Source organism: Pseudomonas sp. 13B_2.1_Bac1 (assembly GCF_025466155.1).
Taxonomy (GTDB): domain Bacteria; phylum Pseudomonadota; class Gammaproteobacteria; order Pseudomonadales; family Pseudomonadaceae; genus Aquipseudomonas; species Aquipseudomonas aylmerensis.
On the sequence record NZ_JANLOH010000058.1, the window covers coordinates 65,519 to 78,369 of the forward strand.

15 protein-coding genes are annotated in these 12,851 nt (G+C 62.5%); 9 read left to right on the plus strand and 6 right to left on the minus strand.

Annotated elements, in window-relative coordinates; genetic code table 11:
- Positions 1–30 precede the first annotated feature (30 nt).
- A complete protein-coding gene (locus tag NTD80_RS15760; RefSeq protein WP_262134241.1) occupies positions 31–399 on the plus strand; it encodes a glutamine synthetase in 369 nt (122 codons plus the stop codon).
- On the opposite strand, the gene NTD80_RS15765 is transcribed toward NTD80_RS15760, so the two are convergent.
- Complete coding sequence (locus NTD80_RS15765; RefSeq protein WP_106802248.1) at positions 396–1,607, minus strand: N-acetylmuramoyl-L-alanine amidase; 1,212 nt, start codon at positions 1,605–1,607, stop codon at positions 396–398. The genes NTD80_RS15760 and NTD80_RS15765 overlap by 4 nt on opposite strands.
- 128 nt (positions 1,608–1,735) lie before the next feature.
- On the opposite strand from NTD80_RS15765, the gene folE2 reads away from it, so the two are divergent.
- The 7 genes from folE2 to NTD80_RS15800 are packed head-to-tail and all read left to right on the plus strand — an operon-like array spanning position 1,736 to position 7,361.
- On the plus strand, positions 1,736–2,632 hold the full coding sequence (gene folE2, locus NTD80_RS15770; RefSeq protein ID WP_262134242.1) for a GTP cyclohydrolase FolE2: 897 nt from the start codon (positions 1,736–1,738) through the stop codon (positions 2,630–2,632).
- A complete protein-coding gene (locus NTD80_RS15775) occupies positions 2,629–3,297 on the plus strand; it encodes a metal ABC transporter ATP-binding protein (protein WP_262134243.1) in 669 nt (222 codons plus the stop codon). Before folE2 ends, NTD80_RS15775 begins: the two co-directional genes overlap by 4 nt.
- Positions 3,297–4,163 (plus strand): metal ABC transporter permease, encoded by an 867-nt coding sequence (locus NTD80_RS15780; protein ID WP_065902624.1) that lies wholly within the window; start codon positions 3,297–3,299, stop codon positions 4,161–4,163. Before NTD80_RS15775 ends, NTD80_RS15780 begins: the two co-directional genes overlap by 1 nt.
- Positions 4,164–4,174: 11 nt before the next feature.
- A complete protein-coding gene (locus NTD80_RS15785; RefSeq protein ID WP_120450584.1) occupies positions 4,175–5,053 on the plus strand; it encodes a metal ABC transporter substrate-binding protein in 879 nt (292 codons plus the stop codon).
- Complete coding sequence (hisI, locus tag NTD80_RS15790; RefSeq protein ID WP_262134244.1) at positions 5,050–5,463, plus strand: phosphoribosyl-AMP cyclohydrolase; 414 nt, start codon at positions 5,050–5,052, stop codon at positions 5,461–5,463. Before NTD80_RS15785 ends, hisI begins: the two co-directional genes overlap by 4 nt.
- A complete protein-coding gene (locus NTD80_RS15795; protein WP_048721911.1) occupies positions 5,460–6,020 on the plus strand; it encodes a DapH/DapD/GlmU-related protein in 561 nt (186 codons plus the stop codon). Before hisI ends, NTD80_RS15795 begins: the two co-directional genes overlap by 4 nt.
- A gap of 3 nt (positions 6,021–6,023) precedes the next feature.
- A complete protein-coding gene (locus tag NTD80_RS15800) occupies positions 6,024–7,361 on the plus strand; it encodes a dihydroorotase (protein ID WP_262134245.1) in 1,338 nt (445 codons plus the stop codon).
- On the opposite strand, the gene NTD80_RS15805 is transcribed toward NTD80_RS15800, so the two are convergent.
- Positions 7,358–7,879: a DUF3617 domain-containing protein gene (locus tag NTD80_RS15805; protein ID WP_065902631.1), complete on the minus strand. Its 522-nt coding sequence runs from the start codon at positions 7,877–7,879 to the stop codon at positions 7,358–7,360. The genes NTD80_RS15800 and NTD80_RS15805 overlap by 4 nt on opposite strands.
- A gap of 130 nt (positions 7,880–8,009) precedes the next feature.
- Between NTD80_RS15805 and cls the strand changes: the two genes are divergently transcribed.
- Positions 8,010–9,449 (plus strand): cardiolipin synthase, encoded by a 1,440-nt coding sequence (gene cls / locus NTD80_RS15810; protein WP_065902633.1) that lies wholly within the window; start codon positions 8,010–8,012, stop codon positions 9,447–9,449.
- 137 nt (positions 9,450–9,586) lie between these two features.
- Here the strand turns inward: cls and cfaB are convergent, their stop codons facing one another.
- The 4 genes from cfaB to NTD80_RS15830 all read right to left on the minus strand — a co-directional run bounded on the left by cfaB (position 9,587) and on the right by NTD80_RS15830 (position 12,803).
- Positions 9,587–10,771, minus strand: coding sequence for a C17 cyclopropane fatty acid synthase CfaB (cfaB, locus tag NTD80_RS15815; protein ID WP_106805595.1), 1,185 nt, complete (start codon positions 10,769–10,771; stop codon positions 9,587–9,589).
- A gap of 87 nt (positions 10,772–10,858) precedes the next feature.
- A complete protein-coding gene (locus NTD80_RS15820) occupies positions 10,859–11,647 on the minus strand; it encodes a DNA-binding domain-containing protein (RefSeq protein ID WP_262134246.1) in 789 nt (262 codons plus the stop codon).
- Positions 11,638–12,483 carry a DUF692 domain-containing protein gene (locus tag NTD80_RS15825; protein ID WP_065902639.1) on the minus strand — a complete coding sequence of 282 codons (846 nt, stop codon included), beginning with the start codon at positions 12,481–12,483 and terminating at the stop codon, positions 11,638–11,640. The genes NTD80_RS15820 and NTD80_RS15825 overlap by 10 nt, the downstream gene beginning before the upstream one ends.
- Positions 12,484–12,551: 68 nt before the next feature.
- A complete protein-coding gene (locus NTD80_RS15830) occupies positions 12,552–12,803 on the minus strand; it encodes a hypothetical protein (protein WP_065902641.1) in 252 nt (83 codons plus the stop codon).
- Positions 12,804–12,851 lie beyond the last annotated feature (48 nt).

Sequence of the window (12,851 nt, forward strand, 5' to 3'; positions counted from 1 at the left end):
GCTGGAACCCTCCCTGCCCCGAGAAGCCCTATGAAATATCTGTGGTGCGCCCTGTTATTGGCAGCGGCAAGCTCGGCCTGCGCGCAGACACCGAGCCTGCTGGCCAACTGCACGCGCAGCGCCAACCTGCTGGCGTGTATCGACCCGCTGGGCAATGCCTACAGCGTGGCAACGGTCGGCAGCACCACGTACCTGCGCGGCTTCGAGGTGATCGGCAAACGCTATTGGGCACAGACCAACAGCCGCTATGGGCAGCTGACGTTCTTTACCGGATTGGCCTCGGACGGTGAGGCGTGGGTCGGCTACACACGGCGCGTGGGCTGGACCACCCTCAACCGGTTCTCCAGTTCGGGTGGCGCCAGCGCCAAGTTCACCTGCAGCCGGATAACCGGCTGCTAGGCCTGGGCATCCTTCTGTTCCTGCACCCAGGCCATGTAGCTGTTCATCGGCGGGTTCTTCTGGAAGTACTTCTTCAAACCTTCGAACAGGCCATCGGCAACCGCCTGTTGATGACGCGCGGTGACCAGTCGCGCACTGTCCCGCGCATTCGAGATGAACCCGGTTTCCACCAGGATCGACGGCACGTCTGGTGACTTGAGCACCGCGAAGCCGGCCTGCTCTACACGTTTCTGATGCAACGAGGTGATGCCTTCCAGGCTGCCCAGGATCGAGTTGCCCAGTTGCAGGCTGGAAGCGATGGTGGCGTTCATCGACATGTCCAGGATCACCCCGGCCAGCATCGGGTCCTTGTCCTTGAGGTTCAGCAGGCTGGTGGCGCCGAGCAGGTCGGCGCCGTTTTCACGTTGCGCCATGAAGCGCGCGGTCGCGGACGTGGCGCCGCCTTCGGACAAGGCATACACCGAAGCGCCCGACGCGGTAATCCGTGGTGCGGCATCCGCGTGCACCGAGATGAACATGTCGGCGTTGTGCTTGTGGGCAATTTCCACGCGCTTGCGCAGCGGCACGAAAAAGTCGTCATTGCGCACCAGCTTCACATCGAAGCCCTTCTCGCGCTTCAGCCGCTTGGCCAACAGCTGGGCGATGGACAGCACCACGTCTTTCTCACGCTGGCCTTTGGAGCCGACGGCGCCGGGGTCCTTGCCGCCGTGGCCGGGGTCGACCACCACGATGATGTCGCGCTTGGGATGAGCCTTGTCCACCGGCGCCACCAACGGCGCAGGCTGCGCCGCGATCTGGCGCGGCGCATGGGTGGCGCCGGTCAGGTCCAGCACCAGCCGGTGCCCTTGGCCGTCCTGGGGCGGCAACAAAAAGCTGTTGAGCTGCATCGGCGCGGCCAGGTCGAGCACGATCCGCGTATCGCCCTTGCCGAAATGCCCGGAGCGAATCGACGTGATCCCGCTGCCCTTGAGCATCAACTGGGAGAAATCCCCACTGAGCCCCGCGCCGCTGAGATCAATGATCAGGCGCTCGGGTGCGCTCAGCGAAAAGGTCTTGTATTGCACCGGCCCACTGAGGTCGAACACCAGCCGTAGCTTGTCGTCCGAGCGCCACAGGCGCGCATTGCGAATCTGCGTGGCCGACGCGGTGAAAGGCAAGGTGAACAGCGGGCTGGCCAGAAGCAGGTTTAGGAGCTGACGTCTGTGCATGAAAAATACCGCAAATGAAGGAGCGTCCCTGCTCGACATGACTGAAAAAAGGCTGGAGCAGAAAAATCATCGTCGACTCAATAGTTATAATATAACATGTCTTTTTATTTCCAACGATGGACCTGCTCATGAATGCGCTGACTCTGCCGGATATCGCCGCGCAGGCTTCACGCCAAGCCTTGCCACTCGACTGGGTCGGTATGTGCGGTATCGCCTTGCCGATCCTCATCGACGGCCATCGCCTGGCCGCCACCGCCGATGCCGGCGTGAGCCTGGACGATGGCGCCGCCCGTGGCATTCATATGTCACGCCTGTACCTGGCGTTGGAGATGCTCGAGCAGCAGCCCCTTACGCCGGCACTTCTGCGTAATGTACTGCAGCGTTTTCTCGACAGTCATGAAGGTTTATCTAAGAACGCCTACCTGCGGATCCACACCGATTTGCTGCTCAAACGCCCGGCGTTGGTCAGCCCGCTGGCCGGCTGGAAAAGCTATCCGATGAGCGTCGAAGCGCGTCTGCAAAACCAGATGTTCCACGTGGAACTAAAAATTGACGTTACTTATTCCTCAACTTGCCCTTGCTCGGCTGCCCTCGCCAGGCAATTGATTCAGCAGCAATTTGTTGAAGATTTCGGCAACACGCCTTTGCAACATGAAGACGTCCTCACCTGGCTCGGCAGCGCCAACGGCATTGTTGCCACGCCCCACAGCCAACGCAGCACTGCGCAGCTGTTGATCGAGCTGGACGGCCAACAGCCCGACCTGCCCATCACCGCGCTGATCGACGACGTCGAGGCGGCCCTCGGCACCGCCGTACAAACCGCTGTAAAACGCGCGGACGAACAAGCCTTCGCCCTGGCCAACGGGCAGAACCTGATGTTCTGCGAAGACGCAGCCCGCCGCCTGAACCTCGCCTTGAAGCGCTCGGATGCCATCAACGCCTTCCACCTGAAAGTGATCCACGCCGAAAGCCTGCACGCGCACGATGCCGTGGCTGAAAGCCGCTGGACGAGACCCTCTGCATGATCACCTGCACCGCTTTGCGCTGGGGCGCCCCCGGCCAACCGCTGACGCCGGCGGTGGATTTCACCCTGGAAAAAGGCAGCCTCACCGGCATCATCGGCGCCAACGGCACCGGCAAGAGCAGCTTGCTCAAAGTCATCGCCGGCCTGCAAAAACCGCTCGCCGGTAAAGTCATCGTGGATGTTCCACGCCGCGGCGGCCTGTCGTTTCTGCCTCAGCAACAGCACCTCGACCGCCAGTTCCCCATCAGCCTGCAAGAGTTGGTTGCCGCCGGTTTCTGGGGCACCCGGCTTACGCCGCCGCAACGCAGCGAACGCCTGCAAGCAGTACTCGAAGACTGGTGCCTCAGCGGCCTTGAACATCGCCCGTTGATGGCCTTGTCGGGTGGTGAACTGCAACGCGCCCTGCTCGCTCGCATGAGCCTGGCCGAAGCGCCAGTGTTGCTGCTCGACGAACCCCACGCCGCCCTCGACGAAGAAGGCCAGGCGCTGTGCTGGAAACATGTGCACGCCTGGCACGATGAAGGCCGCACTGTGGTGATCGTTTGTCACGACCTCGCCTCCGTGCGCCACCACACTCAGCAAGTTGTGCAGATCAAGAGCACCGGCTGCGTGTTCGGGGCCAGTAAAGAGCTGATCCGCCCGCAACCGCACATGCAGGTGGCTTGATGCACTTCGCCGCCCACCTGTGGATGCCCTTCCTCGACTTCGTGTTCATGCGTCGCGCCTTGATCGGCGGCCTGGTACTGGCTTGCAGCACCGCGCCGCTGGGGGTGTTTCTGATCCTGCGGCGCATGAGCCTGATCGGTGACGCCGTCGCCCACGGCATCCTGCCCGGCGCCGCGCTGGGCTTCTGGTTCGCTGGCCTGAGCCTTCCCGCGCTGACCATCGGCGGCCTCGGCGCAGGCCTGGGCATGGCCGGCCTGTCGGCGTGGATCACCCGCCGCACCGGCCTGCGCGAAGACGCCAGCCTCGCCGCCATCTACCCGATCTCGCTCGCCGCCGGGGTGCTGATCCTGGGTATCGCCGGCAAGCGCCTGGACCTTTTGCACCTGCTGTTCGGCTCCGCCCTGGCGGTGGATGAAACCACCCTGACCGGCATGCTCTGGGTCTCCGGTTTCAGCCTGCTCGCCATGGCGCTGATCTACAAACCGCTGCTGCTGGACACCCTCGACCCGCTGTTCCTGCAAACCGTCAGCCGCCTCGGCCCGCTCGCCCACGGGTTGTTCCTGACCCTGGTGGTACTGAACCTGGTGATCGGCTTCCAGGCTATCGGCGCGTTGATGGTGGTGGGTTTGATGATGTTGCCGGCCATCGCTTCACGTTTCTGGAGCCGGCGCCTGCCGGTGCTGATCGCGGTATCGGCAGTGCTGGGATGCCTGTCGGTGTGGTTTGGCTTGCTGCTGTCGTTCTACTACTCGCTGCCCAGCGGCCCGGCGATCGTGCTGGTGGCTGGCGTCGGGTATTTGCTGTCCGTGGTCTTCGGTCCGGTGCACGGCTTGCTGCGCCGCCCGCCCTTGCTGTCATCCCAATGAGGTGTTTCCCGATGCGCGCTTTACTCGTGCTGTTCAGTCTGGTGCTGTCGTTATCGACGGCCCAGGCCGCTGACAAACTCCAGGTGGTTACCAGTTTCAGTATTCTCGATGACATCACCCACCAGATCGGTGGCGATCACATCCAGATCAGCAACATGGTCGGCCCGGATTCCGACGCCCACACCTACGAGCCCACCCCGGACGACGCCAAGGCGCTGCTCAAGGCCAGGCTGATCATCAAGAACGGCCTGGGCTTCGAACCCTGGCTGGACCGCCTGGTGACCAGCACCGAAACCAAGGCCACCGTGGTCACCGCCAGCAAGGGCGTGATTTCCCACACCATGGAAGAAGACGGCGAAACCATCCCCGACCCGCACGCCTGGCACAACCTGGCCAACGCCGAAATCTACGTGAACAACATCACCAAGGCCTTGGTCGCCGCCGACCCGGCCAACAAGGCCGACTACCTGCGCAACAGCCAGGCCTACCTGAAAGAAATCTACCGCCTGCTGGCCGAAGCCAAGACCAAGTTCGGCGCACTGCCGCCGGGCAACCGTCGCATCGTCACCTCCCATGACGCCTTCGGTTACCTGGGCCAGGCCTATGGCATCGAGTTCCTCGCGCCCCAAGGCTTGTCCACCGAGCGTGAACCGTCGGCTGCCGAAGTCGCTGCGCTGATCACCCAGATCCGCAAAGACAAGGTCAAGGCGGTGTTCATGGAAAACATCAAGGACTCGCGCCTGCTCAAGCAGATCGCTGACGAAAGCGGCGCGCAGATCGGCGGCACGCTGTACTCCGATGCCCTGGCCGCCGAAGGCCCGGCCAGCACCTTCACCGGGCTGTTCGAATACAACCTCAACACCCTGTGCGCCGCCCTGGGCAAGCCATGACCGTGAGCATGCTCGAACTGGAAGAGGCTGCCCTCGGCAGCCGCTTTCCACTCGACTCGGTGCTCGATGCCTTGGCGTGGAACAGCGATGGGCTGATTGCCGCCATTGCCCAGCAACACGGCAGCGGCGAGGTATTGATGCTGGCCTGGATGAACCGCCAGGCCCTCACCGAAACCCTGGCCACCGGACAAGTCTGCTACTGGTCGCGCTCGCGCCGGCAGCTGTGGCGCAAAGGCGAGTCGTCCGGCCACTGGCAACAGCTGGTGGAAGCGCGGCTCGATTGCGACGGCGACGCAGTGCTGCTGATCGTCGACCAGCAGGGCCCGGCCTGCCACACCGGCCGCCCGACCTGTTTCTATAACGCCATCGACGGTCATTACGTTCACATCATTACGGAGCCCGCGGCATGATCCGCAAGAACCCTTCCGGCGATCTGCCGGTGATTGCCGAATCGGCCTACGTCGACAAGACCGCAATCATTTGCGGCAAGGTCATCATCGGTGAGAACGTGTTCGTCGGCCCCTACGCCGTGATCCGCGCCGACGAAGTCGACGCCAGCGGCGCGATGGACCCAATCACCATCGGCGCCAACTCGAACATCCAGGACGGCGTGGTCATCCACTCCAAGTCCGGCGCGGCGGTGACCATCGGCGAGTTCACTTCGATCGCACACCGCTCCATCGTCCACGGCCCCTGCTCCGTCGGCGACCGTGTGTTCATCGGCTTCAACAGCGTGCTGTTCAATTGCGCCGTAGGCGATGGCTGCGTAGTGCGCCACAACTCGGTGGTCGACGGTCGCGACTTGCCCGCCGCGTTTTACGTGCCCTCCACCACGCGCATCGGGCCCAACACCGACCTGTCGCAATTCCCGCCGGTCAGCGTCAGCGCCTCGGAGTTTTCCGAAGACGTGGCGCGTACCAACGTCGACCTGGTACGCGGCTACAAAGCCTTGCAAAACGAGTTCTGAACCATGAGCCGCCTGCTGATCCGCAACGCCCGCCTGGTGAATGAGGGCCAGGAATTCGACGCCGACGTACTGCTTGCCAACGGCCGCATCGAGAAGATCGCCGCCAGCATCGAGGGCTGCAATGCGCCGGTGGCCATTGACGCCCAAGGCCAGTGGCTGCTGCCGGGCATGATCGATGACCAAGTGCATTTCCGCGAGCCTGGCGCACCGGACAAAGGCAGTTTCTACAGCGAGTCCCGGGCGGCCGTGGCCGGTGGCATCACCAGTTTCATGGACATGCCCAACACCAACCCGGCCACGCTGACCCTGGAAGCCCTGGCCGATAAAAAGCGCCGCGCGGCCCTGCACTCGGTGGCCAACTACGGCTTTCACTTCGGCGTGAGCAACGACAACCTCGACACCATTGCCGCGCTCGATCCGCGCGAAGTGGCCGGGGTTAAAGTGTTCATGGGCGCCTCCACCGGCAACATGCTGGTAGACGACCCGAAGGTTCTGGAGCGACTGTTTGCCGAGGTGCCCACCCTGCTCCTCGCCCACTGCGAACACACGCCGAGCATCCAGGCCAATGAACAGCGCCTGCGCGAGCGCTTCGGGAACAAGATCCCGGCGGTTGCCCACCCGCTGATCCGCGATGCCGAAGCGTGTTATCGCTCGTCTTCCTTTGCCGTGGAGTTAGCCAGGCGCTTGGGTACGCGCTTGCACGTACTGCACCTGACCAGCGCCCGAGAGTTGGAACTGTTTGAAGACCTGCCCCTGGCGCAAAAGCGCATCACCGCGGAAGTCTGCGTGCACCACCTGCTGTTCGATGACCGCGACTATCACCGCCTTGGCCACCAGATCAAATGCAACCCGGCGATCAAGACCCGCGGCGACCGCGACGCCCTGCGCCGGGCCTTGTTGAGTGATCGCCTGGATGTGATTGGCACTGACCATGCGCCGCATACCTGGGCGCAAAAGCAGCTGGGGTACCGGGACGCGCCAGCGGGTCTGCCGCTGGTGCAGCACGCGCTGCCGGCGTTGTTGGAATTGGTCGCCGACGGGCTGCTGCCGTTGACCACCCTGGTGGCGAAAACCAGCCACCGCGTTGCCGACTTGTTCGCCATCCCGGACCGGGGTTATTTACGTGAAGGGTATTGGGCCGACCTGGTGCTGATCAAACCCGAGCCTGCAGGCAAGCCGGTCAGCGACGAGCCGATCCTGGCCCGCTGCGGCTGGACGCCGTTTGCAGAGCGGCGCTTTCGCCACAGCGTCAGCACCACGTTGGTGTCCGGCCACCTGGCCTGGCACAAAGGCCAGGTGGTCGACAGCTGCCAGGGCTTGCCGCTGCATTTCCTGCGTTAAGCGCGGGGCTTGACCGTACCGCAATCGTTGCCGAGCCACTGCGCATGACTGTCCAGGCTGCCCTTCTGCTGGATGCCGGTGGCATTGAAGGTACCGTTGACGGTGGTGGTGAATTCTTTCTGGCTCTGGAAGGTAGCGACGCCAGTGCCCTGGGCTTTGGGGCAGCTGAAGCGGAATTTCCACTGGTTGCCGGTCTTGTCGGTCACTTCCTGTTTGCAGCCCGATTGCGGGTCGGTCAGCGGGATCGAGTCCGAGGCGACTTGCGCCGGCGTGAGGCACACCTGCACGCCTTTGCCGGCCATGGTGATGCCTTGTTTTTCCAGCATCGCGCGTTGTTCGGGGGTCATCTGTTGCTTGAGCTGACCGAGGATCAAGGACAGGTCCGGCAGGTCCTGGTTATCGACTTTCATGTTGCTGGTGGTCAATTCCCACAAGCCCGGCGCCAGCATCTGCGCCTGCGCCGCCACGGGCAGCGACACACCAATAACCATGGCCAAACCAAGCAGACGAGCATTCATCGGGTAACTCCTGGGCAATTGTGGGCGTTAGACGCCGCAAAAGTGCCAGTGTTGCACGGCAAATAAAATAGCGACATTCGCGGCCGTTCATGGTCTGTTAGGCACTGGATTGTCTGGAGTCATGTCGTCCATGGATTTTTTTGGCCCGCACCTGCTCGCCTACTTCATCGCCACGCTGCACTTTCTCGGGACCCTCGCCGCGATCCACGCGGTGCTGACCGTCAGGACCGCCCAAGGCTCGATCGCCTGGGCCTTGTCGCTGATGTTCATGCCCTACCTGACGCTGATTCCCTACCTGATTTTCGGCCGCAGCACCTTCGACGCTTACATCCAGGCGCGGCGCCAGGCGAACCAGGAAATGCACACCGCGATCACCGAGCTGAACTGGCGCCCGTGGGTCGAGGAAGCCCTGGCCGCGCGCAACTCCAGCGCCTACGCCTCGCTGCGCGCCATGCCCAAGTTGGGCCGTATGCCGTGCCTGGCAAACAACGAGGTGCGCCTGCTGATCAATGGCGAGGCTACGTTTAGCGCGATCTTCGACGCCATCCGCCGCGCCAAGACGGCCGTGCTGTTCCAGTTCTTCATCATTCACGACGATGAACTGGGCCGCCAACTGCACACCTTGCTGACAGCCAAGGCCGCCGAGGGCGTGGATATTCACGTGCTCTACGACCGCATCGGCAGCCACGCCCTGCCCCATCACTATGTGCAATCGCTGCGCGACGCCGGGGTCAAGGTCAAGGCCTTCGCCACCCGCAGCGGCTGGCTCAATCGCTTCCAGGTCAACTTCCGCAACCACCGCAAGATCGTCGTGGTGGATGGCGTCACCGGGTTTGTCGGCGGGCATAACGTCGGCGATGAATACCTCGGCAAAAAGCCGCCGCTGGCGCCGTGGCGCGATACCCATGTGCAGGTCACCGGGCCGGTGGTCGCGTGCCTGCAGGAGTCGTTTGCCGAAGACTGGTTCTGGGCCGCACGCGAGTTGCCGCCGCTGATCCTGCCGGACGCCTACCCCGAAGACGGCGTGCTCTGCCAATTGCTCGCCAGCGGTCCGGCCGACCCGTATGAAACCTGCTCGCTGTTTTTCGTCGAGGCCATCCATGCGGCGACCGAGCGCGTGTGGATCACCAGCCCGTATTTCATCCCCGACGAAGCCGTGTTTGCCGCGCTGCGCCTGGCGGTGCTGCGTGGGGTGGATGTGCGCCTGCTGCTACCGTCGCGCCCCGACCACCGCATCGTCTACGCCGCGTCCAGCCTGTATGCGATCGAAGCGGTACGCGCCGGGGTTCGTGTATTCCGCTACACGCCGGGCTTTTTGCATCAGAAGGTGGTGTTGGTCGACAGCGAAATCAGCGCCATCGGCAGTGCGAACATGGACAACCGCTCGTTCCGGTTGAATTTCGAAGTGATGCTGCTCACGGTCGACGAAGCCTTCGCCCAGCAAGTGGAACAGATGCTGCTCGACGACTTCGCCCTGGCCCATGAAGTCAGCCAGGAAGAAAGTCGCGAAACCCGCCGCCTGCAACAACTGGGCATGCGGGTGGCGCGGCTTATTTCGCCGATTCTCTAGCGATCAATACGCGATCCATATGGGAGCGGGCTTGCCCGCGAAGGCGGTACATCAGTACTCGATGAGTCACTGATAAAGCGCTTTCGCGAGCAAGCCCGCTCCCACATTTAGATCACCGCAGTTGTCGTGATTGTGTTTCAGCGGTAGATATCTTCCCGCGTCCACGGCAGTTCATGGCTGCCATCGGCGTGCGGCTTGACCGCGAGGATCTGGTGCAGGTTGATCCAGCCGCGGGCGAACGCATAGGCGCAACCGGCCAGGTACAGCCGCCAGATACGCAGCGCCTGGTCCGGCACCATCTTCGCCGCCGCTTCCAGATTGTCTTCCAACCGCTCGCTCCAGTGGTCCAGGGTGCGCGCGTAATGCAGGCGCAGGCTTTCGACATCGACCACTTCCAGCCCGACCTCACTGATTTCGGCAGTCATCATCGCCAGGTGCGGCAGCTCGCCGTTGGGGAAGACGTAACGTTCGATAAAATCACCGGCGCCACGGCCTACAGGTCGACCGTCAGTGTGCTTGGCGGTAATGCCGTGGTTCATCACCAGGCCGCCTTCGCGTACCGCGCCGTACAGGGTCTTGCAGTATTCCGCCAGGTTGGCATGGCCGACGTGTTCAAACATCCCCACGCTGACCACTTTGTCGAAACGGCCATCCTGAGGCAGGTCGCGGTAATCCAGCAGTTGCAGGTCGACCTGGTCTTCCAGCCCCTCGGCCTTGACCCGTTCCCGGGCCAGCGCCAACTGCTCCTTGCTCAGGGTAATGCCAAATACTTTGACGCCGAACTCCCGCGCGGCATACCGCGCCAACCCGCCCCAACCGCAGCCGACGTCGAGCAGATACTCGCCCGGCTGCAGGCGCAGCTTGCGGCACAGATGGCGGAATTTGTCTTGTTGGGCCTGGTCGATGGACTCGCTGCCGGTTTCGAAATAACCGCAGGAATACGCCATGTCCTGGTCCAGCCACAGCTGGTAGAACTCGTTGGACAGGTCGTAGTGGTAGGAAATCGCCGCTGCGTCAGTGGCCTTGTCGTGGATCGAGCGCACCGGACGACTCCCCTCGTCGTCATCGATCAGGGCGTGACTCAATTCATCACACACCCGTATCACTTCGCTGATGGAGCCTTCCAGCTCCAGTTTGCCCTCGACAAAGGCTGCGCCCAATGAATCGAGCGTGGGATGGGTGAGCTTGGAGACAACCGTGGGGTCCTTCACCACGATGGTCACACTGGGATCGGGACCCAGGTTGAATTCATGGCCATCCCAGAGTCGAAGACGCAGCGGTAGCTGAAGATTCTGTAAGGCCGGTGGAAGTTGCGCGAGCATGAGTGGTCCCCCCTTGTTTCAGACGTCTGGTGTGAGGGTAGACCATCCGAAGACAAAGTAGGAGGCTATCGATTTGATAGCGTTCTTCTATGGAGCTCGGCGCTCGAGCAAACCGTCCTGGATCCACTGTTTAAGCCACGTGACCGCTTGCAATGGGGCTCCCTCTGCATAAGTGACCTGCAGCTGCTCGCACAGTTCTGAAAAATTCCAGCCGGTGGTCACCATACCGGCCAGCGCGCAGACTTCTGCCGGCTCCAGGCTGCGGTAATGGCACACATTCTGATGACGCCACACCAGGCAGATGTGCGCCAACGCCAACGCCTGGCTGGGCGGGAAGGCGGACTCCTCCTTGCTGGCCCGCCAGAGCGCCAGCGTATTGAAGTGGCAGAGCAACTGCTGCACCGAGGGCGCCAGACTGACCTGCAGCGCCGGCCAGGCTTCAGGCGGCAACGATGCCATATCGTCGAGGGTCAGCGGCTGCCCTGATGGCGCATCGAATGCGAGGGTGAATGCCCATTCCAAGCGCGCCAGCTCGGCCAGCGGCGCACTCTGTTCGGCCACCAGGTGTTCGAGGATAAACGCCGGGAACCGCTCGCCCAGCCAACGCAAACTGTAATGGGCCGACGGATAACGCCGCACGTAGGCCTCGGTCAGCGCGGCGAACTCATCGTCCCCAAGCCAATATCGGATGGCGCCGAAGTCATGCCGCAACACGTCCTGCAGTCGTGACAGGTAGGCGTTGTGATAAATCGCCAGGCCCGTGTCCACGTCCAGCGTCGGCCCACCCAGCAAAGTGGCGGCAAAGCTGCTGTTGGCCAGCGGGGCTTCAGATAACACATGCTGTTCAAACGCCAGCTGCCAATCGGTCAGGCGCATAACGATCTCCGGGCCAGGGCGGTAGCACCCAACGCGCGAGCCTTGTCCAACTCGGTGAGCAACACGTCGAACGGCGGGAAATGATCATCGCGCTCCAACAGCGTCGAGACCGGCCCCAGGTGCTCCAACGTCTGCTGGTACAGCGCCCACACCGGATCACATACCGGTTGGTCATGGGTATCGACGACATAATCGCCGTAGTCCATATGCCCGGCCAGGTGCAGTTGGCGAATGCTCGCAGGCGGCAGGTTGCGGATGAAGGTCCAGGCGTCGAACCCGTGGTTGCGCGAGCTGACGTAGACGTTGTTGACGTCCAGCAGCAATTGGCACCCCGACAAGTGCGTCAGCGCGTTGAGGAATTCCCACTCGGTAAATTCATCAGCCTTCGAGCGCACATAGCTGGAGACGTTTTCCAGCACCAGCGGGCGCTGCAGAACATCCTGCACCTGCCGCACGCGGGCGGCCACGTGATAAAGGCTTTCTTCGGTGTAGGGCAACGGCAGCAGGTCATGCAGCTGGTGCGCGCTGCCGCGGCTCCAGCACAGATGATCGGAAATCCACGCCGGCTGGATGCGTTCGGCGAGAGCGTGGAGCTGCTTCAGGTAATCAGTATCAAGGGCATGCGGCCCGCCGATGGACAGGGACACGCCGTGCATCACCAGCGGATAACGCTCGGCGATTGCGTCCAGGTAGTACAGCGCTTTGCCGCCCTGCACCAGGTAATTTTCGGAGATCACTTCGAACCAATCCACCGGCGGCGATTGTTCGAGGATCTGCTGGTAGTACTCGCTGCGTAAGCCCAGGCCGTAACCGAGGCTCGCAAGAGAAGTGGGCATAGGACACTCCAAGGTAAAAGTGTCCGCAGCGGTGGGAGGCAGCCGCTGCGGTTGCACTCGGTTGCCGGTTACTCGCCGACGGTGCCGCCTTTCTGGTCGCACATGGCCTTGCTCATGGAGAGGAAGCCCTGGCCTTTGCAAGAACCCTGGCCTTTGCACGCATGGTCCTTGGTTTTGCAGTCGTTCTGGCCTTTGCAGGCGTTGACGCCATAGCAATGAACCGAGGCGTCTGCGGCTTGGACCTGGGTAGCAACACCGGCAAACATCGTAGCGGCGGCCATGGCGAGAGCGGCACCGGCAGCAGCGGATTTAATGTTCATTTTGTAGTCCTCATGATCGGTAGTGGAGTCGGTCTGAACGGATTGTTC

Bases quoted from the DNA above. Each gene is read 5' to 3' on its own strand.
- cls (WP_065902633.1), top strand. From the start codon at position 8,010: ATGGATTTTTTTGGCCCGCACCTGCTCGCCTACTTCATCGCCACGCTG.
- hisI (WP_262134244.1), top strand. From the start codon at position 5,050: ATGACCGTGAGCATGCTCGAACTGGAAGAGGCTGCCCTCGGCAGCCGC.
- NTD80_RS15795 (WP_048721911.1), top strand. From the start codon at position 5,460: ATGATCCGCAAGAACCCTTCCGGCGATCTGCCGGTGATTGCCGAATCG.
- NTD80_RS15830 (WP_065902641.1), bottom strand. From the start codon at position 12,803: ATGAACATTAAATCCGCTGCTGCCGGTGCCGCTCTCGCCATGGCCGCC.
- NTD80_RS15765 (WP_106802248.1), bottom strand. From the start codon at position 1,607: ATGCACAGACGTCAGCTCCTAAACCTGCTTCTGGCCAGCCCGCTGTTC.
- NTD80_RS15820 (WP_262134246.1), bottom strand. From the start codon at position 11,647: ATGCGCCTGACCGATTGGCAGCTGGCGTTTGAACAGCATGTGTTATCT.
- NTD80_RS15760 (WP_262134241.1), top strand. From the start codon at position 31: ATGAAATATCTGTGGTGCGCCCTGTTATTGGCAGCGGCAAGCTCGGCC.
- NTD80_RS15825 (WP_065902639.1), bottom strand. From the start codon at position 12,483: ATGCCCACTTCTCTTGCGAGCCTCGGTTACGGCCTGGGCTTACGCAGC.
- cfaB (WP_106805595.1), bottom strand. From the start codon at position 10,771: ATGCTCGCGCAACTTCCACCGGCCTTACAGAATCTTCAGCTACCGCTG.
- folE2 (WP_262134242.1), top strand. From the start codon at position 1,736: ATGAATGCGCTGACTCTGCCGGATATCGCCGCGCAGGCTTCACGCCAA.
- NTD80_RS15780 (WP_065902624.1), top strand. From the start codon at position 3,297: ATGCACTTCGCCGCCCACCTGTGGATGCCCTTCCTCGACTTCGTGTTC.
- NTD80_RS15805 (WP_065902631.1), bottom strand. From the start codon at position 7,879: ATGAATGCTCGTCTGCTTGGTTTGGCCATGGTTATTGGTGTGTCGCTG.
- NTD80_RS15785 (WP_120450584.1), top strand. From the start codon at position 4,175: ATGCGCGCTTTACTCGTGCTGTTCAGTCTGGTGCTGTCGTTATCGACG.
- NTD80_RS15775 (WP_262134243.1), top strand. From the start codon at position 2,629: ATGATCACCTGCACCGCTTTGCGCTGGGGCGCCCCCGGCCAACCGCTG.
- NTD80_RS15800 (WP_262134245.1), top strand. From the start codon at position 6,024: ATGAGCCGCCTGCTGATCCGCAACGCCCGCCTGGTGAATGAGGGCCAG.